Source organism: Nereida sp. MMG025 (genome assembly GCF_021654165.1).
GTDB lineage: Bacteria > Pseudomonadota > Alphaproteobacteria > Rhodobacterales > Rhodobacteraceae > Nereida.
In genome coordinates, this window is record NZ_JAKFZN010000003.1 from 424,597 (window position 1) to 449,095 (window position 24,499).

Sequence of the window (24,499 nt, forward strand, 5' to 3'; positions counted from 1 at the left end):
GCCGTTTTCGCAGGTGTTGCGCCAAGGTCAAGGACCAATAAGGCGCAAGCCCCCTAGAACCCTTGTTCGCCACCGTCTTGTTGCCAAGCCTTGGCCAGATTGCCAAAGCGTGTGAACCGCCCTTCGAAGGACAGATCAACGCTGCCGATGGGACCGTGACGCTGCTTGCCGATGATGACCTCGGCCTTGCCGTGCAGGCGTTCCATCTCTTCTTGCCATGTGGCCATCTTCTCAAGATCGTGGTCACCTGGTTTTTCACGTTCTTTGTAATATTCCTCGCGGAACACAAACATCACCACATCGGCGTCCTGCTCGATCGAGCCTGATTCCCGCAGGTCGCTGAGTTGCGGGCGCTTGTCTTCGCGGTTCTCCACCTGACGGCTGAGCTGCGACAGCGCGACCACGGGGATGTCGAGTTCCTTGGCAATCGCCTTGAGGCCTTGGGTGATCTCGGACACCTCGTTCACGCGGCTGTCTTTGGCCGTCGCAGGGCGCAACAGTTGAAGGTAGTCCACAAACAAAGCGTCCAACCCATGTGTTCGTTTGAGCCGCCGCGCCCGCGCAGCCAACTGGCTGATTGGCAGGGCAGGCGTGTCATCGATGTAAAGCGGGCAGGATTCCAGCGATTTGGCGGCATCCACAAAGCGGCGGAACTCTGTTTCGGTCATGTCGCCGCGTCGGATCTGTTCGCTTGGCACCTCGGAGGCTTCGGACAGGATCCGCGCGGCCAGTTGCTCGGCGCTCATTTCAAGGCTGAAAAAGCCAACAACACCGCCATCCACGGCGCCTTGTTCGCCTTCGTGGGTTGTGCCTTTCTTGTAGGCCTTGGCGATGTTGAACGCCACGTTGGTCGCAAGCGATGTCTTACCCATCGACGGACGCCCCGCAAGGATCAGAAGGTCAGAGCGGTGCAGCCCGCCCAGTTTTTTGTCCAGATCGGTCAGCCCTGTGCTGACACCCGCCATGCCCCCGTCGCGCTGGTAGGCAGCATTGGCCACATTCACTGCATCGGTGACGGCCTTGAGGAACGACTGAAACCCTTGTTCCGCTTGGCCCGCTTCTGCCAGCTTATACAGCTTTTGTTCGGCTTCGACGATCTGTTCCTTTGGTTCGCTATCCACCTCGACCTTCTGGGCCTTGGCAGCGATATCGCGGCCCACCTGGATCAACTCGCGGCGGATCGCCAGATCATAGATCATCTGCGCATAATCACGCGCCGCGAAGCTGGCAATCGACGCCCCGCCCAGTTTGACCAGATACGCCGCACCGCCCAGTTCCTTCAGGCCTTCGTCGTCCTCCATAAAGGATTTCAGCGTCACGGGGCTGGCCAGCGCGTTTTTGGAAATCCGCGCCTTGGCCACATCGAAAATGCGCGCGTGCACCGGATCATAGAAATGCTCGGCACCGATGATGCTGGCAACGCGGTCGAAAATATCGTTGTTGGTCAGGATCGCGCCCAACAGCTGTTGTTCGGCCTCGATGGAGTGGGGCAGTAACGTGCCGTCTGCGTCCCCTTCAACAGGTGCCACTTGTCCGATTGTCGAAATCTCGTTCATCACTGCCCCTCATTTCACCGTCCCGCGTGTGATCTTTGATCTGTTTCGCGGTGTCCCCAGTGCTGTCAGTCTCTACCCAAAGAGGCGCGACAGACGCAATGTGCAAATCTTTGTGGATAACCTGAAGGCTACCACATCTGGGGCACAAAGCAAGAAAGCCCGCAATATGCTGCGGGCTTTTTCTGAAATCATTGGATTCTTTTTTTGGGCACTAAACGCGATCTTTGTTGCGCTCTTGCCACTCACGCGGGGCGTTCAAGAATGCCTCCACTTCAGTGATGGTTGTGTCATCAAACGCGCCTTGCGCTTTGGCCTCGGCCAGAACGTCCCACCATGTGCACAGGCTGATCAGCCCAACCCCATGATCGCCAAGGGTTTTCTCGGTCTCGGGGAAAATGCCGTAATAAAAGATCACGGCGGTCCAGTTGCACGATGCACCTGTTTCGCGGATCGCATCCACGAACGACAGCTTGCTGCCGCCATCGGTGGTCAGGTCTTCGACCAGCAGCACGCGCTGGCCTTCGCTCATCTCGCCCTCGATTCGCGCATTGCGTCCGTAGCCCTTGGGTTTCTTGCGCACATAGGTCATCGGCAGCGCCATGCGTTCGGCCACGAAGGCCGAAAACGGAATACCTGCGGTTTCGCCACCAGCCACGTTATCAAACGCCTCAAAACCCGCCGTGCGCATGGTTTCCACCACCAGAAAATCCATCAAGGTGCTGCGGATACGCGGATAGCTGATCAGCTTGCGGCAATCGATGTAGGTGGGCGAGGGCAGTCCACTGGCCAGTTTGAACGGCTCGGCTGCGTTGAAATGCACGGCCTTGATCTCAAGAAGCATCCGTGCGGTCAGGCGGGCGATTTCAGTGCTGTCGGGGAAAGAAGACGGGATCATTTATGCCTCTACATGCCAAAGAAGGGGAAAGCCCGGATCAAAGAGCGTCACAGGCCCTTCGCCGGTCATCAGTTTGTCAGGGTAGGCCACAGGATCGCCCTTGGTCAGGGTGATTGTGCCCTCGTTCACAGGCAGCCCGTAATAGGCAGGCCCATTCAGCGAAGTAAACGCCTCCAGCTTGTCCAACGCGCCCGCGTCCTCAAATACATGGGCCAGACAGGACATCGTGTTGGTCGCACTAAAGACACCCGCGCAGCCACAGGCCTGTTCCTTGTTGGGGTCGGTGTGCGGCGCACTGTCGGTCCCAAGGAAAAACCGTGCGTCGCCCGAGGTCGCAGCGGCCATCAGCGCCTTGCGGTGCTCTTCGCGCTTGGCGACAGGCAGGCAATAGTAGTGCGGTTTGATCCCGCCCACGAGGATATGATTGCGGTTGATAATCAGATGGTGCGTTGTGATCGTCGCGGCCAGATTGCGGTCGGCCGTTTGCACATAGTCCACCGCATCGCGGGTGGTGACATGCTCCATAATAACCTTCAGCTCAGGCACATCGCGGCGCAACGGTTCCAGAACGCGGTCGATAAAAACGGCTTCCCGGTCAAAGATGTCGATCTCTGCGTCCGTAACCTCGCCGTGACAGCACAATGGCACACCCGCCTCGGCCATCGCCTCAAGCACAGGGCGCACCTTGGCCATGTCGCGCACACCGCTGGCCGAATTCGTCGTCGCGCCGGCAGGATAGAGCTTGACCGCCGTGATGATCCCCGCCTTATGCGCCGCCACAACATCCGCCCCATCCGTCTCTTCCGTCAGATAGAGCATCATCAGCGGCTCAAAGGGCGCGCCTTCGGGCATCGCCGCATCAATTCGTGCGCGGTAGGCCGCGGCATCCGCACCCGTTACAACAGGCGGCACAAGGTTTGGCATCACGATCGCGCGCCCAAAATGGCGGGTGGTTTCGGGCAGAACGGCTTGCAACATGGCGCCGTCGCGCAGGTGCAGGTGCCAATCATCGGGGCGGCGGATCGTCAGGGTTTGTGTCATGCCTGTGCAGTTACCCAATTGTGCGCGGCGCTGCTAGTGACAAAATTGAGGCGTGCTTGCGTGCTTTCCCCACAAAAGCCCGACCACATATGCTGGACGCCCCTGTGTGAATCGTCCAATATGCTGCAAGCGCGAAATATTGCGCCAACCAAGTGTATTGCTCAAAAACCCTCGGCTCAGGGTATCGAAAAAAGGAAGTTCCATGCTTATCACTTTGCTCATCGGCGTCGCCTGCGGTTTGGCCGTCCCTCACGTAGAGGGTACAATCAAAGGGTTCATGGAAACAGTGACCCTCAAGTCGATCACCCTTGAAACCAACGAGATGGACATGCTGGCGTTGCTGGTGCTTTTGATCGGCGCGTCGATGATCTGCGGGCTGCTGGGCATCTCCACATCGGCCTTTCTGTTGGCTTTGGGCGCTTTGTTGGGGCTTTTTGGCAAACGCCTTGTCGCGGCCATCACCTCCGGCACGAAATCCTGAACTCCCAAAAGACTGTGCAAAGGCCCGCCGGTGCAAACTGGCGGGCCTTTTCGTTGCGGAGTTGGCAAATTCTTTATGGTTTCCTGCGTGTTACCGCCGAGCATTGCAAAAGATGCATGGCGGCTTTGAGCAAACTGCGTCTTCTCGCACCTGCAGCATTACGCCATATTAGGCCCAAGGGATGGCAGACACGCGAACAGGAGAGACCGACATGGCCTTTTATACCGACACAATCGACAGCGCCCCCCGCAAAAGCGTTTTGGGCAGCATCGCAACTTATATCGCGGGCGTTGGCGCGACATTGATCAAAGCACGCGAAGCATCGCTGCACATGGAAGGGCGCGTTGACAAAATGGCCGCGCTCCAAGCCAAATCTGACGAAGAACTGGCCGCGATGGGCCTGCGCCGTGACGACATCGTGCGCCACGTTTTCCGCGATCTGTATTATATCTAAGGCCCCTTGGGGCCACTGCGTTTAAAGAGTGAAATCATAAACGCCACAAAGACGCGGTCCCCTTACACGGGGCCGCGTTTTCTTTTGTAGCGCGGCGCAGTGGCTGCTAGCGTGACAGGTATGGTGTTCCACTACTTCGCACCGCGCTCGCATTCGGTGTTGTCACGGTCTCTGCGGGGCTTGCTCAAAGTGTTTGGCGGCTGCGACCTGCTGTGGCTGACTGTCCAATCCTTGCGGGCTGTGCGGGCTACATCGAGCGGGGATACATCTGCCGCGAAGGAAGCAACGGGGCAGCGGCTGCGGCTTTTGCAGCCGCGGGCCTGTCGTTAGTGCGATCCGCGTTCAGCCGTTAAGCCTGTTCGCGCAGGGCAGGTGGTAACTCGACCCCATTGTCCATAAGGCGTTGCAGGCGCTTGCGGGCCATGGGCATCTTGACATCTTGTAAAATGGCGCGGCACAGCTTGGCAGTCTGATAAGGTTTGTCCTGCGCGTCCATCCAAGCCAGCTGACGCCGCAAGCTGGGCAAATGACGGCGGCGCGCGCGCATCAGCGCATGAATGACCTTGGCGCTCAGTTTGCCTGTCCCTGCTTGGGCCAGAATACGGTAAAGCACCTGCATATCGATCAGGTCCTCTTCCATCTGCTGGCCCACATGCGGGCAGCGCACCAATGTCACATGATCTTTGGTGAACAAGGCGGCTTGGGCAAACTCATCGCGGTGCGTCGGATCAAACAGAACAAATGCCTGACCTGCCGCATCAATCATATCAGGCGCATAGCCGTAGCGGTCATCAAACGACAAACGGCGATGCTTGGCAAAGCGGTCGTCCCATCCTGTAATCCGCGGGTCCAGCGTGGCTTGGGGTTGCAGTGCGACCACCGTGCAACCAGGGGCGGCCACGCTAAAGGCGCAGGCCGCGTAACCACACATGCCAGATCCGTAAAACACCACATTTTCGAAATTGTCGAAAAAACCGTCATCGCCAAGGCGGTCGAAAAAGTCATACATATCCGCATCGCGAAACCAGGTGTCGCCTTGGGTCATCAAGCACAGATGTGACCACCCCGTAGCGCGCACCAGCTCAAAGCCGACAGGCTCACCCGTTTCATAGGTCTCGCGGATGTTCTCGACCGTCTCGAACGTGACCAAAAGGGTCTCGCCTTCGTCAATAAACAGGGCCGAGTGTTTGTCCCCAAGGCTTTCATACAGCCCATATTGCCGCCCCAGTTTGGCCATCGCCGCGGTCCAGTCGTCCAGCGACAGATCCTTCAGGTTCGGTTTAAAGACGTTCGCATCGTCTTGCATCAGGGCACTCCAATTCTAACCCGCCAGACATAAGTCGGGCTTGCCTTTGGTGCAAATTAGCCGCCAATTCAGGCGAAATTGCGAAACGATCATGTGTTTTTTAAGGGATTGTTCGCCCGACGTGCCAGCATACATGGCATTCACATCACATTCGGCTCAATCAACTGAAAAACCAATTCAGCGCGAAACGACCCGCACTTCATTGTTGCCCAAATACCTAAAAATGTAAGGTGGGTTTTAACCCACCTTGCCTAAAAGAACGCCTGCAAGCCCGTCTGCGCCCGTCCCAAGATAAGCGCATGCACGTCATGGGTGCCCTCATATGTGTTCACCGTCTCAAGGTTCACCATATGGCGCATCACCTGAAAATCTTCGGAAATACCATTGCCGCCGTGCATATCACGCGCGTGCCGCGCCACATCCAATGCCTTGCCGCAGTTGTTGCGTTTCATCAGGCTGATCAGCTCGGGCGAGGCGGTGCCGCTGTCCATCATCCGTCCCAACTGCAGCGATCCCTGCAAGCCCAGTCCAATCTCGGTCTGCATATCAGCCAGCTTCTTCTGGAACAGCTGCGTTTGGGCCAGCGGCTTGCCAAATTGCTTGCGGTCCAACCCGTATTGGCGCGCACCATGCCAGCAGAACTCGGCGGCACCCATCACACCCCAAGATATGCCGTAGCGCGCGCGGTTCAGACAGCCAAACGGCCCCTTCAGCCCCTCGACATTCGGCAAGAGCGCATCGTCGCCCACTTCAACGTCCTGCATCACAATCTCGCCTGTAATGCTGGCCCGCAGGCTCAGCTTGCCGCCCACTTTGGGTGCACTCAGCCCCTCCATGCCAGCCTCCAGCACAAACCCGCGGATCTTGCCGCCATGGGCCTCCGACTTGGCCCAGACCACGAACACATCGGCCACGGGGCTGTTGGAAATCCACATCTTGGAGCCGTTCAGCACATAGCCGCCATCGATCTTACGCGCGATGGTTTTCATTCCTGCAGGATCACTGCCTGCATCAGGTTCGGTCAAACCAAAGCAGCCCACAAGCGTGCCCGCCGCCAAACCCGGCAAATATTTCTGACGTTGCTCTTCACTGCCGTAAGCATGGATGGGATACATCACCAACGACGACTGCACCGACATCATACTGCGATAGCCCGAATCCACACGCTCCACCGCGCGGGCCACCAAACCGTAGCTGACATACCCCGCACCCAGACCGCCATATTCCTCGGGGATCGTCACACCCAACAGACCCGCATCGCCCATCTGCGCAAACAGCCCCTTGTCAAAGCTTTCTTCGCGGTAGGCATCAATCACCAAAGGCTGCAACTTATCCTGACTGAACTGCTCTGCTGCATCGCGCAACATCCGCTCGTCTTCGGTCAGTTGCTGTTCCAGCAAAAACGGGTCGTCCCATTCAAAACGGTTCAATTCGGGGCCTTTGCCCGTGGTGATTTTTGCGGGTGCATTCATAACAAGTCCTCCGTTTGGATTATGCCTAAACGCCTGCACCCTTGACGACAAGGGGTCAGAATGCAGCTATAGCACTCATGACAGATATACCCAAAAGCATCGACGCAATGGTCACCGCACTTGCCGACCAAAGCTATGTCTGCGATCGCAGCCTCGCGACTGTGGCGTTTCTTTCGCTCAAACTGGGCCGCCCGCTGTTTCTTGAGGGCGAGGCAGGGGTGGGCAAAACAGAAATTGCCAAAGCCATCGCCGCCATGTTGGGCCGCCGCCTGATCCGTCTGCAATGCTACGAAGGGCTGGATGCGGCCACAGCCGTCTATGAATGGAACTTCACCGCGCAAATGCTTGCCATCAAAGGCGAACAAGACGTCGATCTTTATTCCGACGACTACCTGATCGAACGGCCCCTGTTGCAAGCCATGCGGCCCGATCCCGCAGGTGCGCCTGTGCTGCTGATCGACGAATTGGACCGCACCGATGAACCCTTCGAGGCGTTTTTGCTCGAAGCACTTTCCGATTTCGCAGTCACGATCCCCGAATTGGGCCGCATCGCAGCACCTGAGCCCCCCATCGTCATCCTGACCTCCAATCGGACCCGCGAGGTGCACGACGCGCTCAAACGCCGCTGCCTCTATCATTGGGTCGATTATCCCAACTTCGACCGCGAGATGGAGATTTTGCAGGCCCGCGCGCCCGAGGCCGCAACCGCGCTCTCGCGCGAGGTTGTGGGCTTTGTCCAAGCCTTGCGCACCGAAGACCTGTTCAAAAAACCGGGCGTGGCCGAAACCATCGACTGGGCCAAATGCCTGCTGGCGCTCGACGTCATCAACCTGTCGCCCGAGGTCATCTCTGACACGCTTGGGGCTATCCTGAAATACCAAGACGACATCCAGAAACTGCAAGGCTCCGAGGCCAAAAAACTCCTCGACCAAGTCCGCGCCGAGATTGCCTGATGGTAGAACTCGCCGCCCTTGATCTGCCAGAAAACCCCAAACTTCTGGGCAATATCACCCATTTTGCCCGTGCTCTACGCAAGGCGGGGCTGCCTATCGGGCCGTCGGCGGTGCTCAATGCCACCCGCGCCGTGCAGGCCGCAGGGTTCACCGAAAAAGCCGATTTCTATTGGACCTTGCACGCCTGTTTTGTCACCAAACGCGATCAGTCATGGGTCTTTGCGCAGGTCTTTCGCCTCTATTGGCGCGACCCGCGCTATCTTGAACATATGATGGCCTACATGATCCCCGCTGTGCGCGGTGTGCAAGAAGAACGCCTTGCCAAACCCGCCGAAAAACGCGCAGCCGAGGCCTTGCTGGACGGGGTTGAACCGCCCGAAAAAGCGCCAGACCACGAGGGCGAAGAAACCGCGATCGAAATCGACGCCTCGCGTACGATGTCGGCCACCGAACGTCTGCGCACACTTGATTTTGAACAGATGAGCACAGCTGAAATGGCCGCAGCCAAACGGATGATCGCGCGGCTGTCGCTACCCGTCAAACCGCTGAAATCGCGGCGCACGCAGGCCGCCGTGGTGGGGGCCAAACCCGACTGGCCCCGCACCATGCGCGCGGCCATGCGCCACGGCGGCGACATCGCCGCCATCGCCCGCAAACGGCATCGCACGCGCTATCCCAACCTTGTGGCGCTCTGCGATATCTCTGGCTCCATGTCCCAATATTCGCGTGCCGTGCTGCATTTCCTGCATGCCGTGGCCAACGAAAAAGGGGCGGGTTGGGCCAAGGTCCATGCCTTCACCTTTGGCACACAACTCACCAACATCACCCGCCACATGCGCGCCCGCGACGTTGATGCGGCTCTTAAAGCCGCTGGCGCGCAAGCGCAGGATTGGGAAGGGGGCACGCGCATCGGTGACTGTTTGACCGCCTTTAACCGCGACTGGTCGCGCCGCGTGATGGGGCAGGGCGCCATCGTCCTGCTGATCTCGGATGGCCTGGACCGCGGCGACCCCGATGCGCTGGCCGCCGCCATGCAACGCCTGCACCTGTCGGCCAAACGTGTCATATGGCTCAACCCCTTGATGCGCTTCGAAGAATTCGCCCCCAAAGCCCGTGGTATCGCCGCCATGTTGCCCCATGTCGACAGCTTCCGCGCAGGCCACAACATCGCCAGCCTCGAAGGTATCGCCGCCGCCCTGAACGGCGACGCAGGCGACAAACCCCGCATGATGCAGGCCCTGTCATGACCCAATACGACGACATCCCCGCCATCGCGCTGGCCTGGCACCGCGCAGGCACCGCAGCCGCCATCGCCACTGTTATCGACACTTGGGGCAGTGCGCCGCGCCCCACAGGCTCACAGCTTGCCATCAACGTAAACGGCGAGATGGCAGGCTCCGTGTCGGGCGGCTGTGTCGAAGGCGCAGTCGTGGTCGAGGCGATTGAGGCTATTGAGACAGGCACGCCTAAACTGCTCGAATACGGGGTCAGTGATGACGATGCCTTCGCCGTCGGGCTGGCATGCGGCGGCACCATCCGCATCCTCGTCGATCCCGTCGGACCCGTGCTCGACCCGCAGATCCTCGAGGCGCTGATCACCGCGCGCGGCGCCCGCCAACCGGCCGCCCTCATCCACGACCTGACCAGCCCCGCGCGTCACCTGACTACTGACACCACCGCCCATGATGCACGTTTTCGCGCGGACAAAAGCGGCATCGACGCGGATCACTTCATCGCCATCCACAACCCGCCCCTGCGCATGATCATCACAGGCGGGGTGCACATCGCCCAAGCGCTCATTCCCATGGCCCGCGCCGCAGGATACGCCCCCACGCTGATCGACCCGCGCGAAGCCTTCGCCAGCCCCGCGCGCTTTCCCGACACAACCCTTGTCCACGACTGGCCGGATGCCGCCATGACCGCCGCCGCCCCCGATGCGCGCACCGCCGTCGTAACCCTGACCCATGACCCCAAACTCGACGATGCCGCCTTGCACATCGCCCTGAAATCCGATGCGTTCTACATCGGCAGCCTCGGCTCCACCCGCACCCACGCCAAACGCGTCACGCGCCTGCAAAACGAAGGCTTCACCGACAGCCAGATTGCCCGCATCCACGCACCCGTGGGCCTTGATATCGGTGCCAAATCGCCGGCTGAAATTGCGGTATCGATCATGGCGCAAATCACCCACACCCTGCGCCAATGACCTTCGGTGAAACCCCGACCCATATGGCGCTTGGCCATATCCTCGCCCATTCCACAGGCGGCATTCGTAAGGGCACGACCCTGACGCAAGACCACCTGGACAGGCTGATCCAGCAGGGCTTTGACAGCATCATCACCGCGCATCTTGCCCCAACGGACCTGCATGAAAACGATGCCGCTGGCCAGCTTGCCGATGCGCTGGCCGCTCGGGATATTCGGATCGCCACGCCCGCCACGGGGCGCGTCAACCTCTATGCGCAAACGGCAGGCCTTTTGCGGCTCGACACAGCAGCGATCACGCAACTGAACTTGGTAAACCCCATGATCACACTTGCCACATTGCCCCATAATGCCCGCGTGGCCGCAGGCACGATGATCGCGACCGTCAAAATCATCAGCTACGGCGTGGCAGCAGCAGATATCGCCACGACCACGGCCCTTGGGGCCAATGCGCTTACCATCGCGCGGCCCCGGTTCAAAACCGCCGCTTTGATTGAAACGCAGTTCGACATGCCGCCATCCGAAAAAGGGCGCACCGCTATTAAAACGCGACTCTCCCGTCTGGATGTCACATTGGCGCCACGCATCCTTGTGCCCCACACCACACAGGCCATCGCCCGCGCCATCGGCGCAACTCAGGCGGATATCATTCTCATTCTGACTGCGTCCGCCACTTCCGACAGTCAGGATGTCGCCCCCACAGCTGTGCGTCAGGCAGGGGGGGTGATCGATCGCTACGGCATGCCTGTTGATCCTGGCAATCTGCTTTTCCTGGGCTCCCTTGATGATACCCCGATCATCGGTTTGCCGGGCTGCGCGCGCTCACCTGCGCTCAACGGGGCCGATTGGGTGCTCGAACAAGTGATCTGCGGCCATCCGCCAACCGCAAAAGACATCGCAGCGATGGGCATCGGCGGTCTGCTCAAGGATATACCGCAGCGCGGGCGACCGCGCGAATAATCTGTCTTTCATTGTTGTTCCAATACCTTGGGGAGTTTGAGGGGCAACGCCCCTCATCATCATAAAAGACATGCCGCGCCAGCGGCACCGCTTTGCCGTATGCCCAAAGCCCGCCGCCTGCTGCATCGCAGCGACGAATTTGTTTCCCCTAGGGCAGAACACATGCTTAACTTTCATCCAAGCATACTCATAACACCTAGGGAGGAACGTCATGACACAGGTCTCCATGACCGTGAATGGAAAAGCCGTCAGCGGTGATGCCGAAGGGCGCACGCTGTTGGTGCAATTCTTGCGTGAAACACTCAATCTGACAGGCACCCATGTGGGCTGCGATACCTCGCAATGCGGGGCCTGCGTGGTGCATGTGAATGGCAAGGCGGTCAAATCCTGTGCGATTTTTGCGGCCGAAGTGGAAGGTGCCGAGGTGACAACGATCGAAGGCATGGCAAATGCCGATGGGTCCCTGTCCAAGGTGCAGCAGGCGTTTCAGGACCATCACGGCCTGCAGTGCGGCTTTTGCACACCGGGCATGGTGATGTCGGCCACAGCGCTGTTGGGCGAAAACCCCAATCCGTCTGAGGCCGAAATTCGCGCCTACCTCGAAGGCAATATCTGTCGCTGCACAGGCTATCATAACATCGTCAAATCCATCATGGCCGCCGCTGGTCAGGATACCAGCAAGATCGCGGCAGAATAAGCCGACTTGCGCCGCTGTTGCGCAATATGAAATCCGCCGAACGTCTGACGCATTGCCATACGCATAGCAGACGCTAGGCCATACATTGATTTTTCGCCCTTTCAGCAGGGCTCAACGGGAGGAATAAAATGCCAAAAGATGGAGGAATCGGCGCCGCCACACCGCGCCGCGAAGACGTCCGCTTTCTGACAGGAAACGGTAAATACACAGATGATATCAACGTGCGCGGACAGGCTTATGTCCACTTCCTGCGCTCTGATATTGCTCACGCGAAAATCAACGGGATCGATACGTCTGAAGCCGAAAAAATGGACGGTGTGATCCGCGTATTTACGGGCGCTGATTTCGAAGCTGTCGGCTCCATCCCGTGCGGCTGGCAAGTGACCGACCGCCACGGCGAAGCGATGCAGGAGCCGCGCCATCCCGTGCTGGCCCACGGCAAAGTGCGCCACGTCGGTGACCCGATTTGTGCAATCGTTGCAGAGACTTACGAGGCCGCACGCGATGCAGCTGAAGCGATTGATCTTGATCTCGAAGAGCTGCCCGCCGTTGTCGATATGAAAGAGGCGGTCAAAGACGGTGCGCCCAAAGTCCATGACGAACTGACGTCAAACCTGTGCTACGATTGGGGCTTTGTTGAGGACAATCGCGCCGCCGTGGACGAGGCGATCAAAAACGCCCATCACGTCACGACGCTTGAGCTGGTGAACAATCGTCTTGTGGCCAACCCGATGGAGCCGCGCGTGGCCGTGGGCGACTATGACCGCAGCGACGAAGAACACACGCTTTACACGACCTCCCAAAACCCCCATGTGATCCGTCTTTTGATGGGCGCATTTGTTTTGGGCATTCCCGAACACAAACTCCGCGTCGTCGCCCCCGACGTCGGCGGCGGCTTCGGGACCAAGATCTTCCACTATGCCGAGGAAGCCTTTGTTACCTTCGCCGCCAAAGAGTTGAACCGCCCCGTTAAGTGGACGGCCTCGCGCTCAGAGGCGTTCATGTCCGATGCGCATGGTCGCGACCATATCACGAAAATCGAGCTGGCCTTGGACAAAGACAACAATTTTACGGCCCTTCGCACAGAAACATACGCAAATATGGGGGCCTATCTTTCAACTTTCGCACCATCCGTCCCCACTTGGCTGCACGGCACATTGATGGCGGGGAACTACAAAACGCCGCTTATCTATGTGAATGTTAAGGCGGTGTTTACCAATACAGTGCCCGTGGATGCCTACCGCGGCGCGGGCCGGCCCGAGGCAACGTTCCAACTTGAACGGGTGGTGGACAAAGCCGCACGCGAGTTGGGCGTGGACCCGATCGCCCTGCGCCGTCAGAATTTCATCACCGAGTTTCCCTATGCCACACCTGTTGCAGTCGAATATGACACGGGCGACTACAATGCCACGATGGACAAGCTGACCGAGATCGCTGATCTGTCGGGATTTGAGGCGCGGCGCAAAGAAAGTGAAGCCCGCGGCAAGCTGCGTGGTCTGGGCCTGAATTGCTATATCGAGGCCTGCGGGATTGCCCCGTCGAACCTTGTTGGACAGTTGGGCGCGCGCGCAGGGCTTTATGATGCGGCCACAGTGCGCGTGAACGCCACGGGCAGCATCAGCGTCATGGTCGGCGCCCATAGCCACGGGCAGGGGCATGAAACCGCCTTCCCGCAGGTGGTGGCCGATATGATCGGCATTGACGCCAGCCAGATTGATATCGTGCATGGCGATACCGCGCGCACACCGTTCGGCATGGGCACCTATGGGTCACGCTCGCTTGCGGTGTGTGGATCGGCGATGGTCAAGGCCACCGAAAAGATCATCAACAAAGCCAAGAAAATCGCAGCCCATCTGCTTGAAGCCTCTGATGAGGACATCGAATTGGCCGATGGCCAGTTCACTGTCGCTGGCACAGATAAATCCGTGGCCTGGGGCGATGTCACGCTGGCGGCCTATGTGCCGCATAACTACCCGCTTGAAGATATCGAACCGGGTTTGGAAGAAACGGCGTTTTATGACCCTGCGAATTTCACTTATCCATCAGGTGCGTATGCCTGCGAGGTTGAGGTGGACCCCGATACCGGCAAGGTCACGATTGAACGGTTCGCCGCCGCAGATGACTTTGGCAACATCATCAATCCGATGATTGTGTCAGGGCAGGTGCATGGCGGCTTGGCCCAGGGGATCGGCCAAGCCCTGTTGGAAAACTGCGCCTATGACGAGGACGGCCAAATCCTGAGCGCGTCTTACATGGATTATGCGATGCCGCGCGCGGACGATGTGCCGTTCTACAGCGTCGATCATTCCTGCCAGACGCCCTGTACGCACAACCCCCTTGGCGTGAAAGGCTGTGGCGAGGCAGGGGCCATCGGATCGCCGCCATCGGTGGTGAATGCCGTGCTGGACGCCTTGAATGCCGCGGGCCATGACGTGCCCCATCTTGATATGCCGCTCACACCATCAAAGGTGTGGGATGCGATGAACAAAGGAGCGTAACCCATGTATGCTTTTGATATTGAACGGCCCACAACCATTGCCGATGCAGCCAAAGCCCTGTCGGGCGAGGCGCAAGCATTGGGTGGGGGGCAGACATTGATCCCGACCCTCAAGGCGCGATTGGCCGATCCCGGAACACTTGTGTCCTTGTCGGGTATCAGCGAAATGCAAGGGGTTTGCATGTCTGATGCGGGCGAGGTTTGCATCGGTGGTGGAACGACCCATGCTACCGTCGCGGCAGAGGCCACAGCCTATCCCGCGTTGGCAGAAACTGCATCGCATATCGGTGACCCTGCGGTGCGCAACCGCGGCACGATCGGGGGCAGCCTTGCCAATAATGACCCGTCGGCCTGTTATCCCGCAGCCGCATTGGCATCGGGCGCGACGATCATCACCAACGCGCGTGAAATCGCGGCAGATGACTACTTTCAAGGCATGTTTACCACAGCGCTGGACGAAGGCGAAATCATCACAGAGGTCCGCTTTCCAGTGCCAGAGAAAGCAAACTACCAGAAGTTTGTGCAGCCTGCGTCCCGCTTTGCATTGGTGGGCGTGTATGTTGCCAAATACGCGGATGGTGTGCGTGTCGCTGTAACCGGCGCCTCCGAAGAAGGTGTGTTTCGCTGGACCGAAGCAGAGGCGGCGCTCACGTCGAATTTCAGCGCGGAGGCGCTTGATGGGCTATCGGTAAGCGCAGATGGCATGATCGGCGATCTTCACGGCTCGGCTGACTATCGTGCGCATCTGGTCAAGGTGATGACAGGGCGGGCCGTGTCAGCCGCAGCCTAAGGTATCGACAAAACAAAACCCCAGAGACACCTCTGGGGTTTTGTATGTCTAAAACACGGCTTTGCGAAACAAAGCTGGCCAGGCTTACTTCGGGCTTACTTCGGGATCGGTCCGATAAGCATAACCATCTGGCGGCCTTCCATCTTGGGGAAGTTTTCGACCTTGCCCATCTCTTTGGTGTCTTCTGCGACACGTTCCAGCAGCTCACGGCCAAGGTTTTGGTGCGCCATCTCGCGACCACGAAAGCGCAGCGTCACTTTCACTTTGTCGCCGTTTTCAAGGAATTTGAACACGTTACGCATTTTGACGTTGTAGTCATTCACATCGGTGTTCGGACGGAATTTGACTTCCTTGATCTCGATAGTCTTTTGCTTCTTGCGTGCCTCGGACTCGCGCTTTTGTTGTTCATATTTGAACTTGCCGAAATCCATGATCTTGCAAACGGGCGGCGTTGCATTTGGCGAAATCTCTACCAGATCCAAACCGGCATCTTCCGCCATTGCCATGGCTTTTGCGGGAGAGACGACGCCAACATTGTCGCCATCGGCACCAATAAGACGAATTTCGATGGCCTTGATATTTTCGTTTACTCGGGGGCCAGTGTCGCGCTGTGGGGGCGCGTTATGAGGTCTGCGGGCTATGGGTTCGTTCCTTGAATTATGTCTGTTATCAGAGCAGAAACCTAACCTTTGTCGCCAAGCGCTTCAAGCGGCAAAAGGCAGGCAATCTGTCTGTTGGGGGAAAACACGACAGAGTTTGCCATATATGCTGCGATGCGGCGTTTCCTCTTTTATCCAAATGGTGACTATGGCATAGCATGTTCGATGCTCCCACGGGGGGTGTGTTGTTAAAAAAGGGATAAAGAGCATGAAGAAACTTCTGCTTGGTGTAGCGGCGATCGCAATCGCGGCTGTAGGATATTTTTGGTATTCGGGCACGACGCCTTCGGAGATGGCCGAACAAGCCACCGAAGCTGCTGGTGAAGCCACGAGTGCAGTTACAGAAACCGTGTCAGGTGCGGCTGAGGCTGTCACCGAAACCGCAACCGAAACAGCTGACAGCGCAACTGGTGCTGTAACCGAAGCTGTTGAAGGTGCTGTCGAAAGCGTCACGGAAGCCGCTGAAGGTGCCGTAGAAGCTGCGACAGAGGCCGCCGAAGGGGCTGCAACTGCCGTGACCGAAGCTGCCGAAGGCGCTGTAGAGACCGCAACAGAAGCTGCAGATGCGGCCGTTGATACCGCGACTGAGGCCGCTGAAGGTGCGATGGAAGCCGTTGAAGGTGCTGCAGATGCGGCAATGGACACTGCAAGCGACGCAGCAGATGCAACAATGGAAGCCGCAGAAGGTGCGATGGAAACGGCCGAAGGTGCTGTTGACGCCGCAACAGAGACCGCGACCGAGGCTGCTGACGCCGTTGCAGATACAGCGACAGAAGCAACTGAAGCTGCAACCGAAACAGCGACTGAAGCTGCTGACGCTGCAACCGACACAGCGACTGAAGCTGCTGACGCTGCGACTGAAACAGCGACTGAGGCTGCCGAGACAGCTACGCAAGCTGCTGAAGGTGCCGTTGATGCTGCGACAGACACAGCTGCAGAAGCAACCGAGGCCGCAACAGATGTGGCTGAAGACGCTGCCGACGCTGTTGAGACTGCGACAGACGAAGCGGAAGCTGCTGCCGACACTGCGACAGAGGCCGCAGAAGAAGCGCCGGGCGCAATGGCTGGCATGGCCGAATTGCTGACGGCTGATGGCTTCAATGCCGACAAGCTGATCGAAATGGTCGATGGTTCGGAACTGGGTATGGTTCAGAAAACAGCGATCAAAGCGGCGATTGAAAAGGCGGGTGAAAACCCTGACCTGATCCCGGGCGTGATTGATCAAATCAAAGGTGCGATGGGTCTCTAAGCCCTTTGTCTCTTAAACAGTAGAAGGCCGCCGCAGATATCTGCGGCGGCCTTTTTCGTAAGGTGGATTGAAATCCACCTTACCTGATGGATCAATCAAGAAATGCCTTTTCAACGACATAATGCTGCGGGTTCGAGTTCGCGCCTTCCACCAGGCCATAGTCCTCAAACATCTCCTTAAGCTCCAGATTGAACGCAAGGTTGCCGCAAATCATCGCGCGGTCACTTTCGGGGTTCAGAGGTGGAACGCCCAAATCCGCAAAGGCCTCTCCAGAGCGCATCAGATCAGTGATACGGCCCATCTTGGGGCTCTCTTCACGGGTTGTGGTTGGGTAATATTTGATCTTTTTCCAAAAGCCTTCGCCGATCAATTCATTGAGCAATTCATCGGTCTTGAGGCTTTCGATCAAATCGCGCCCGTAGCTGAGCTCTCCAACTTCACGGCAGGTGTGTGTGATGATCACCTCGTCGTAGTCTTCATAGGTTTGTGGCTCGCGCAACAGCGATGCGAAAGGCGCAAAGCCCGTACCCGTTGCAAAAAACCAGATGCGTTTGCCGGGCAACAAGGCATCATGGACCAGCGTGCCCACGGGTTTGGGGCGCAAGATAACCTGATCGCCCGCTTTGATATGCTGCAGTTTGCTTGTCAGGGGGCCGTCCTGAACCTTGATGGAATAGAACTCAAGCTCCTCGTCCCACGATGGCGAGGCAATCGAATAGGCCCGCAAAAGCGGTTTTTGCTTGCCGGTCTTTGGGTCGGCGTCGCCCATAAGCCCGATCATCACAAATTCGCCCGAACGAAACCGCAAGGACGCCGGACGCGTGCAGCGGAACGAAAAAAGGCGGTCGGTGTAGTGTTTCACCTCCGTCACGGTTTGGGCGTCGGGCAGGGTGGGGATGGCCTTGGTGGCGACTTCGGTCATATCAGCTCGTTTGTTCATAAGTGTCAGGCGGGGGGTACACCCCGTTCTCCGTTCTAGGCATTGATGTGGGTCAAGAAAAGGGGGGACTATCCGCGCAGGCGCGACTGATAGTCATGTGCGCGCCAATCAGCGCGGGCGCGCCATTGGTATTCTGGCTGACGGGCTGCAAGGGTGTCATCAATTTCGACCTCATCAAACCCCACGCGGCGTGCCATCGCATATTGATCCGCAATCACATGCCCCTTGGCACGCAGGCGTCCCATATACCCCATGCGGCGCAGTTCAACGGCGATGGAAAATCCGCGCCCGTCCGAAAAACTCGGGAAGTCCACGCGCACCATGTCAATCTCGCCAAGGCGGTCGCGCAGGGTCTCTGGATCGTCAGAGCTGGCCAGATCGATACCAGCGCAGTTGTTTGCGGGCAGGGAAGACAGGGGGCAAAAGCCGCCTGTCCAGTCATCTGTTTTGAAGCCCGTGTCTGTCACGATTGTCATATCTGTTGCTCCTTATGCCGCGCTGCCGCGGATCACTTTGCCATCCACGATATGGATGCCGCATTCTTCTTTGGTCTGGTCGCGCCAGCGTCCGGCGCGGGGGTCTTCGCCCACGCCAACGGGACTCGTGCACGGGGCGCAGCCGATGGAAGGGTAGCCTTGGGCTACCAGCGGATGGCGCGGCAGGCGATTTTCGGTCATATATTCTGCAACGTCCTCACGTGCCCAATGTGCCAAGGGATTGACCTTGAGCCGTTGTCCGCCGTCGTCTTCAAAAAACTCAAGGTCGGCGCGGCTGCCCGCCTGAAACCGTTTGCGGCCCGTGATCCACGCATCATATGGTGCCAATGCGCGTTGCAACGGCTCGGTCTTGCGCAGGGCACAGCAGGCATCGGGGTTGTGAAGGTGCAGCAGCCCTTCGTTGTCGTGAATGAACAGATCATCGCGCTTGGCCGTCACCGTTTGCACATTGCTGAGGTTGAGTTTGTCAGCCACCTCTGTCTGATATTGAAGAGTTTGAGCAAACAGCATCTCGGTGTCGATGAACAACACAGGGGTCGCGGCGTCGATACGACTGATCATGTGCAACAGCACGACGCTTTCGGCCCCAAAGCTGGAGACCAGCGCGAGTTTTCCGACCTCTGCATCGCGAAACGCACGTTCAAGAACCGACAGCGCCCCGTGGTGTTTGTAGCGCTTGTTCAGATGGGCTGCACGGATATGGGGAGGGGCGTTAAGCGGCATTTGCTTGGCTTTCGGGGTAGAGCGCTGCTTTGAACGGCGCCATTCCAACACGACGATAGGCCTGCAAGAATGTTTCGGACGGGTCCTGGCGCAGCTCAAGATAGGTGCGCACAATGCGCTCGATGGCGGGCAAAAGGCCATCTGCACTAAACCCCGGGCCGGCACGTTCGCCAAGTGTTGCGTCCTCGGTGCCGTCACCGCCAAGCGTGATCTGGTAATTCTCAACACCCGCACGATCCAGCCCCAGAATACCGATATGGCCAACATGGTGATGGCCGCAGGCATTGATGCATCCGCTGATTTTGATTTTGAGCGGGCCGATGTCATGTTCCAGTTTCAACGCGTCGAAATGCTCGGCGATGTCTTGGGCAATCGGGATGCTGCGGGCCGTGGCCAACGCGCAATAATCCATTCCGGGGCAGGCGATGATGTCGCTGATCAACCCGATATTGGCCGTGCCAAGCTCTGCCGCGCGCAGTTGCGCATAAACCTGCGGCAAGTCGGATTTGTGGACATGGGGCAGGATGATGTTCTGCTCGTGGCTGACACGCAATTCATCGTGGCCGAACCGTTCGGCCAGATCTGCCATCACCCGCATCTGATCGGCAGTGGCATCGCCCGGGGTCGCGCCATGTTTTTTCAGACTGATCGAGACGATGGCATAGTCTGGGTTGCGATGTGCGGTCAGGTTCGTATCGGCCCATGACCGAAACAAAGGATCCGTTTCATATGCCGCATCGAATGCGGATGTCGCATCAGCGCGATAAGTCGGTGGAGCAAAGGATTGTTCTATTTCGGAAAGAAAAACCTGATCGATACCGCTGAATGCCGGACGTATTTGTTCGAAACGTGCTTCTACGCGACGCGCAATATCTTCAATGCCATGCTCATGCACAGTGATCTTGATGCGCGATTTATATTTGTTGTCGCGGCGGCCCAAGCGGTTCCAAACGTTGACCGTGGCCTCTACATAGGGCAGCAAATCCTGCTTGGGCAAAAAGGCGCGCAAGACCTTGCCAATCATCGGCGTGCGGCCCAAACCGCCACCCACGATGATTTTATACCCGACCTCGCCGTTCTGCCGAACCACCTGAATGCCGATGTCATGGGCACGGATTACGGCCCTGTCGGCTTCTGATCCCGTGACTGCCAATTTGAATTTGCGGGGCAAGAATTGAAATTCGGGATGATCCGTCGACCACTGGCGCAACAGCTCGGCTGTGGGGCGCGGATCCTCAACCTCGTCTGCGGCGGCACCTGCAAAATGATCTGCGGTGACATTGCGGATCGTGTTGCCGCTGGTTTGGATAGCATGCATTTCCACCTCGGCAAGCGCGTCCAGAATGTCGGGAACGTCTTGCAGTTTGGGCCAGTTAAACTGGATGTTCTGGCGTGTTGTGAAATGGCCGTACCCTTTGTCCCATCGCTCTGCGATCATGGCCAGTTGACGCATTTGACGACCGTTCAGGGTGCCGTAGGGCACAGCGACACGCAGCATGTAGGCATGCAGTTGCAAATACAGCCCGTTCATCAGGCGCAGGGGTTTGAATTCGTCTTCTGTCAGCGATCCGTCGATACGGCGTGCCACCTGCGCGCGGAACTGTTTGTTGCGTTCAGCGACAAAGGCAGCGTCGAAGTCATTATATTTATACATTAATTCAGCTCCACTTGCTTGCCGTGTGCATAGTTGGACGGACCTTTCGTGCGGAAGGTTTCCCGAAAATGGGTGGGCTGAGGCAGGCCATTTTCAAGATGCACGTCGGCCAAATAGACCCCAACCGCGATGTCCGTTTGCGCTGACGCCGTCATCAATTGCTCATCTGCGATTGCTTCATCCTCGAACACTTCTGCTTTGGACAGGTGGCGGGTCCATGTGGCCTCTTCGGTCCAGTAAATCACGTCGCCTTCCAGCAATGCGTTGGCAGTTATCACTTTGGTAAATGGGCGGCTCATTGGGCGGCCTCCTGTTGTGGAATTGTTTGGGCCACCGAAACCGCATCGCGGGGGGCAAGACCGTAAAGCATCAGGGCAGGGCCTGTCAGTTCTGTTGCAGCCAAGACATCGGCCAATTGCGCCAGATCACAATGCACACTGCGCTGTTCCACACGGCTGACGTTTTCAACGATGGTTACAGGGGTCGTGGCGGCAGCGCCGTGCATCAGCAGACGGCCCTGGATAAAGCGGGCCGATTTTTTGCCCATGTAGATGGCCGCGACCTCGCCTTCTCGGGCAAGCGCGCGCCAGTCATGATCTGCATATCCGTGCATATCATGGCCTGTGATCAGCCTTACGGCCGCGTTGCGTTTACGTTTTGTCAGACTTTGGCCGATGCTGGCCACCGCAGCAGAGGCGGCGGTGATCCCGGGCACGATGGCCCATGTGATGCCTGCTGCGTCCAATGCGTTGATCTCTTCATCCAATCGGCCAAATACCGTTGGATCACCCGATTTCAGACGCACGACATGGTGGCCTTGGGCGGCGTGATCGACCATCAGCGCGTTGATATCCTCTTGCGCCATCGCGGGGCCGAAGCCCGTTTTGCCCGCATCAATCATGATGGCTTCGCGGCGGGCCAGTTCCAGAATATCTGCGCTGACCAGGCGGTCATGGATCACCACATCGGCAACATCCAAAGCCTTGCGTGCTTTGAGGGTAAGAAGGTCAGGATCACCCGGACCTGCGCCCACCAGATCCACGTGACCGTCCTTTGCGGGCGTGGTGTTTAGGTATTTGGACAACAATGAAGACAGGGTCGCGTGAACATCCTCTTCGCCGCCTTTTGAGAGGGCGGCAGGCCCGCTGGAAAAGTAGAAGTCTGACCAGAAGTCGCGCCGAATGCGACCCATCGGCAAGGCATCGACGGCTGAGCGAAAGCCTTTGCCGATGCGTGCCAGAACGCCGAGCGAGGCAGGGAGCTGTTCTTCGAGGTCGCGTTTGATTTTGCGTGCGAGAACAGGGGCGGCGCCTTCCGTGCCAATGGCGATTGTGACGGGGTCACGATCTACGATGGCGGGGGTGATGAATTGGCTGTCGGCGAGGTTGTCGACGATATTAACGCGTGCGCCATCGGCTTGTGCCAGACGTGCCACGCGCGCGTCCTCCGCGGCGTCTTCGTTTGCCGCGTAAAACAGCACAGCGCAGATTGCATCGCCAGGTTCCATCGCGCGGGGCAGCAAGGTAACAGTGCCTTGCTTGGCCCACGTCTGGATGTCGGGGGCCGCGTCCGGGGCGATGACCGTGATATGGGCTTGCGTTTTGCGCAACAGGCGCAGCTTGGCCAATGCCGCTTCACCGCCGCCCGATACGACGATGCGGCGGCCTTCAACGGCGACAAAGATGGGAAAGTGCTTCATTGCGGAAATCCTGCTTCAAACTTACCCGCAATATAGGATAATGTTCCTATTAAACGCCATATGGCTATGGTAATAGGAACGTATGTTCAGCCTGAGTTGGCTGATTCAAACCAGCGTTCCAAGCATGAGGGGAAATGCAAATGCCAGTCCAACTTGATGAGATTGATCGGAAAATCCTTGCGCAGTTGCAGGTCGATGCAAGCCTGAGCCTTGATGACATTGCCGTGAAGGTGGGCAGTTCCAAGACACCTGTCTGGAACAGGATTCGTAAGTTGCGAGAGGCAGGGGTGATCGGAGCGCAGGTGGCCAAGCTGGATGCGGAAGCCTTGGGGTTTGAGGCATGCTTTTTTGTGCTGATCCGCACGTCAGAGCATGAGGCTGAATGGCAGGCGGCGTTTTTGAAAGCGCTCAAAGAACGGCCAGAGGTGCAGGAAGCGCATCGATTGGCGGGCGATATTGACTATATTTTGAAGGTGCGCGTACAAAACGCGCGTGCCTATGACACGTTCTATCAGGCGTTGATTTCAGAAGTGCGCGTTTTCAATGTGACCGCTTTGTTGAGCATGGAGGAGATCAAATCGACAAGCGCGTTGCCGCTATGAAACGGTCAGTCGCTCGAGCCCGTGGAAATGGTATGCGTTTTTGTAGCCGGGTGACCCCTCGAGCCGAAGGGTCGGGCGGGCTGCAAAAAGCTCTTCCAGCGCGATTTTGAGTTCGAGCCGCGCAAGTGGTGCGCCCACACAAAAATGAATGCCGCCGCCAAAAGCCGTATGTGCCACCACGCGGCGTGTCGGGTCAAACGTTGCGGGGCGATCATATACTTTTGGATCATGGTTCGCCGCCCCAAGGAGCAAACCCACAGGATCGCCTTTGGCGAAGGAATGGCCCATCACCTCCACGTCCTCTTTCGCCCAACGGGTGAACATATGAAGGGGCGGGTCATACCGCAGGATCTCTTCGATCAGCCCCTCCGTGACATCCCTACAATCGTTTTTCAAACAGGCCAAAACGCCGTTGCCAATGGTATGCACGGTTGCTTCATGGCCTGCGTTAAGCAAAAGGATGCAGGTGGTGATCATCTCATCGGTGCTTAGATGTGCGCCGTCTTCTTCGGCGGCAATGAGTTGGGTGATCAGATCATCGCGGGGGGTGTTGCGCCTTGCGTCGATATAACCACGGATGAATGTGGCGAACGCGCTTGCGGCTTGGGCTGCGGTGTCCTCGACCCTACGATCGCGGCCCGCCATATACATCGCAACCATATCATGGGACCACGCCAAAAGCTGGTCGCACATCGTATCGGGCACGCCCAAAAGTCGAGCGATGATTGTGACGGGGATCGGCTCTGCATACTGTGCCAGCAGATCAAAAGGCCCCTCGGGGAAGGCGGCAATCCGTTGTCTACATTCGGCACGGATCATCGGTTCAAGCTCTTTGATGCGCCGCGATGTAAACGCATGCAGCACCAATTTGCGTAGCCGTGTGTGGCGGGGCGGGTCAAGCTCTAGCATGGAGTGGGCTTCGATATCGTAAAACGGACGCAGATGATCAGGCACATCAAAGGCAGGCGCCTCGCGTCCGAAACGGCGGTCTTTGAGAAGGGATTGGACCAGCGCATGAGATGTGGCCATCGGCATGCCATAGTCTTCCCAAAACACCAATTCGCCTTTTGCACGCAATCTTTCGTAAAACGCATAGGGGCTCGCGTTGAGTAGCGGGTCTTGAGGGTTTTGACGAATGCTTTGCATATCACAGGCTTGCGCGAATGTGG

24 protein-coding genes are annotated in these 24,499 nt (G+C 58.0%); 11 read left to right on the forward strand and 13 right to left on the reverse strand.

Going from position 1 to position 24,499, the window contains the following annotated elements; all coding sequences use genetic code 11:
• Window positions 1–53: 53 nt before the first annotated feature.
• The 3 genes from L1065_RS11390 to pyrC form a co-directional block, all read right to left on the reverse strand.
• The gene (locus L1065_RS11390; RefSeq protein ID WP_237095596.1) at window positions 54–1,556 is read right to left on the reverse strand and encodes a replicative DNA helicase; all 1,503 of its coding nucleotides are present in this window, start codon (window positions 1,554–1,556) and stop codon (window positions 54–56) included.
• A 211-nt stretch (window positions 1,557–1,767) separates the two neighbouring features.
• Window positions 1,768–2,451: an orotate phosphoribosyltransferase gene (locus L1065_RS11395; protein ID WP_237095597.1), complete on the reverse strand. Its 684-nt coding sequence runs from the start codon at window positions 2,449–2,451 to the stop codon at window positions 1,768–1,770.
• Window positions 2,452–3,492 (reverse strand): dihydroorotase, encoded by a 1,041-nt coding sequence (pyrC, locus tag L1065_RS11400; RefSeq protein ID WP_237095598.1) that lies wholly within the window; start codon window positions 3,490–3,492, stop codon window positions 2,452–2,454. It abuts the gene before it with no gap.
• Window positions 3,493–3,694: 202 nt separating this feature from the next.
• On the opposite strand from pyrC, the gene L1065_RS11405 reads away from it, so the two are divergent.
• Window positions 3,695–3,973, forward strand: a complete 279-nt coding sequence (locus L1065_RS11405) for a hypothetical protein (RefSeq protein ID WP_237095599.1) — start codon at window positions 3,695–3,697, stop codon at window positions 3,971–3,973.
• Between the two features lie 181 nt (window positions 3,974–4,154).
• Entirely contained in the window at window positions 4,155–4,427 is a 273-nt protein-coding gene (locus L1065_RS11410) for a hypothetical protein (protein WP_237095600.1), read from the forward strand.
• A 349-nt stretch (window positions 4,428–4,776) separates the two neighbouring features.
• Here the strand turns inward: L1065_RS11410 and L1065_RS11415 are convergent, their stop codons facing one another.
• Both L1065_RS11415 and L1065_RS11420 read right to left on the reverse strand, forming a co-directional pair.
• Window positions 4,777–5,733, reverse strand: a complete 957-nt coding sequence (locus tag L1065_RS11415; RefSeq protein ID WP_237095601.1) for a phosphoadenosine phosphosulfate reductase — start codon at window positions 5,731–5,733, stop codon at window positions 4,777–4,779.
• A gap of 251 nt (window positions 5,734–5,984) precedes the next feature.
• The gene (locus L1065_RS11420) at window positions 5,985–7,205 is read right to left on the reverse strand and encodes an acyl-CoA dehydrogenase (RefSeq protein WP_237095602.1); all 1,221 of its coding nucleotides are present in this window, start codon (window positions 7,203–7,205) and stop codon (window positions 5,985–5,987) included.
• Window positions 7,206–7,282: 77 nt separating this feature from the next.
• Here L1065_RS11420 and L1065_RS11425 point away from each other — a divergent pair, with 77 nt between their 5' ends.
• The 7 genes from L1065_RS11425 (at window position 7,283) to L1065_RS11455 (ending at window position 15,307) form a co-directional block, all read left to right on the forward strand.
• Window positions 7,283–8,158 (forward strand): MoxR family ATPase, encoded by an 876-nt coding sequence (locus L1065_RS11425; protein WP_237095603.1) that lies wholly within the window; start codon window positions 7,283–7,285, stop codon window positions 8,156–8,158.
• Complete coding sequence (locus L1065_RS11430; RefSeq protein ID WP_237095604.1) at window positions 8,158–9,405, forward strand: VWA domain-containing protein; 1,248 nt, start codon at window positions 8,158–8,160, stop codon at window positions 9,403–9,405. Before L1065_RS11425 ends, L1065_RS11430 begins: the two co-directional genes overlap by 1 nt.
• Window positions 9,402–10,364 carry an XdhC family protein gene (locus L1065_RS11435; RefSeq protein WP_237095605.1) on the forward strand — a complete coding sequence of 321 codons (963 nt, stop codon included), beginning with the start codon at window positions 9,402–9,404 and terminating at the stop codon, window positions 10,362–10,364. The genes L1065_RS11430 and L1065_RS11435 overlap by 4 nt, the downstream gene beginning before the upstream one ends.
• The gene (locus tag L1065_RS11440; protein ID WP_237095606.1) at window positions 10,361–11,323 is read left to right on the forward strand and encodes a molybdopterin-binding protein; all 963 of its coding nucleotides are present in this window, start codon (window positions 10,361–10,363) and stop codon (window positions 11,321–11,323) included. The genes L1065_RS11435 and L1065_RS11440 overlap by 4 nt, the downstream gene beginning before the upstream one ends.
• A gap of 211 nt (window positions 11,324–11,534) precedes the next feature.
• Window positions 11,535–12,020, forward strand: a complete 486-nt coding sequence (locus L1065_RS11445; protein ID WP_237095607.1) for a (2Fe-2S)-binding protein — start codon at window positions 11,535–11,537, stop codon at window positions 12,018–12,020.
• Between the two features lie 128 nt (window positions 12,021–12,148).
• Window positions 12,149–14,518: a xanthine dehydrogenase family protein molybdopterin-binding subunit gene (locus L1065_RS11450; RefSeq protein WP_237095608.1), complete on the forward strand. Its 2,370-nt coding sequence runs from the start codon at window positions 12,149–12,151 to the stop codon at window positions 14,516–14,518.
• 3 nt (window positions 14,519–14,521) lie between these two features.
• On the forward strand, window positions 14,522–15,307 hold the full coding sequence (locus L1065_RS11455) for a xanthine dehydrogenase family protein subunit M (protein WP_237095609.1): 786 nt from the start codon (window positions 14,522–14,524) through the stop codon (window positions 15,305–15,307).
• Between the two features lie 95 nt (window positions 15,308–15,402).
• Here L1065_RS11455 and infC read toward each other — a convergent pair whose 3' ends face one another.
• Window positions 15,403–15,948 carry a translation initiation factor IF-3 gene (gene infC / locus L1065_RS11460; RefSeq protein ID WP_237095708.1) on the reverse strand — a complete coding sequence of 182 codons (546 nt, stop codon included), beginning with the start codon at window positions 15,946–15,948 and terminating at the stop codon, window positions 15,403–15,405.
• A 226-nt stretch (window positions 15,949–16,174) separates the two neighbouring features.
• Here infC and L1065_RS11465 point away from each other — a divergent pair, with 226 nt between their 5' ends.
• The gene (locus tag L1065_RS11465) at window positions 16,175–17,215 is read left to right on the forward strand and encodes a hypothetical protein (RefSeq protein ID WP_237095610.1); all 1,041 of its coding nucleotides are present in this window, start codon (window positions 16,175–16,177) and stop codon (window positions 17,213–17,215) included.
• Between the two features lie 91 nt (window positions 17,216–17,306).
• On the opposite strand, the gene L1065_RS11470 is transcribed toward L1065_RS11465, so the two are convergent.
• The 6 genes from L1065_RS11470 to cysG form a co-directional block, all read right to left on the reverse strand.
• Window positions 17,307–18,137, reverse strand: coding sequence for a ferredoxin--NADP reductase (locus L1065_RS11470; protein ID WP_237095611.1), 831 nt, complete (start codon window positions 18,135–18,137; stop codon window positions 17,307–17,309).
• Between the two features lie 86 nt (window positions 18,138–18,223).
• Entirely contained in the window at window positions 18,224–18,631 is a 408-nt protein-coding gene (locus tag L1065_RS11475) for a DUF934 domain-containing protein (protein ID WP_237095612.1), read from the reverse strand.
• A gap of 12 nt (window positions 18,632–18,643) precedes the next feature.
• Entirely contained in the window at window positions 18,644–19,375 is a 732-nt protein-coding gene (locus tag L1065_RS11480; protein ID WP_237095613.1) for a phosphoadenylyl-sulfate reductase, read from the reverse strand.
• On the reverse strand, window positions 19,365–21,029 hold the full coding sequence (locus tag L1065_RS11485) for a nitrite/sulfite reductase (protein ID WP_237095614.1): 1,665 nt from the start codon (window positions 21,027–21,029) through the stop codon (window positions 19,365–19,367). The genes L1065_RS11480 and L1065_RS11485 overlap by 11 nt, the downstream gene beginning before the upstream one ends.
• Window positions 21,029–21,328: a DUF2849 domain-containing protein gene (locus L1065_RS11490; RefSeq protein WP_237095615.1), complete on the reverse strand. Its 300-nt coding sequence runs from the start codon at window positions 21,326–21,328 to the stop codon at window positions 21,029–21,031. The genes L1065_RS11485 and L1065_RS11490 overlap by 1 nt, the downstream gene beginning before the upstream one ends.
• The gene (cysG, locus tag L1065_RS11495; protein WP_237095616.1) at window positions 21,325–22,728 is read right to left on the reverse strand and encodes a siroheme synthase CysG; all 1,404 of its coding nucleotides are present in this window, start codon (window positions 22,726–22,728) and stop codon (window positions 21,325–21,327) included. The genes L1065_RS11490 and cysG overlap by 4 nt, the downstream gene beginning before the upstream one ends.
• Before the next feature lie 140 nt (window positions 22,729–22,868).
• Between cysG and L1065_RS11500 the strand changes: the two genes are divergently transcribed.
• Window positions 22,869–23,330 (forward strand): Lrp/AsnC family transcriptional regulator, encoded by a 462-nt coding sequence (locus L1065_RS11500; RefSeq protein ID WP_237095617.1) that lies wholly within the window; start codon window positions 22,869–22,871, stop codon window positions 23,328–23,330.
• Here the strand turns inward: L1065_RS11500 and L1065_RS11505 are convergent.
• Entirely contained in the window at window positions 23,325–24,476 is a 1,152-nt protein-coding gene (locus tag L1065_RS11505) for a cytochrome P450 (protein WP_237095618.1), read from the reverse strand. The two genes, L1065_RS11500 and L1065_RS11505, sit on opposite strands and share 6 nt — an antisense overlap.
• Window positions 24,477–24,499 lie beyond the last annotated feature (23 nt).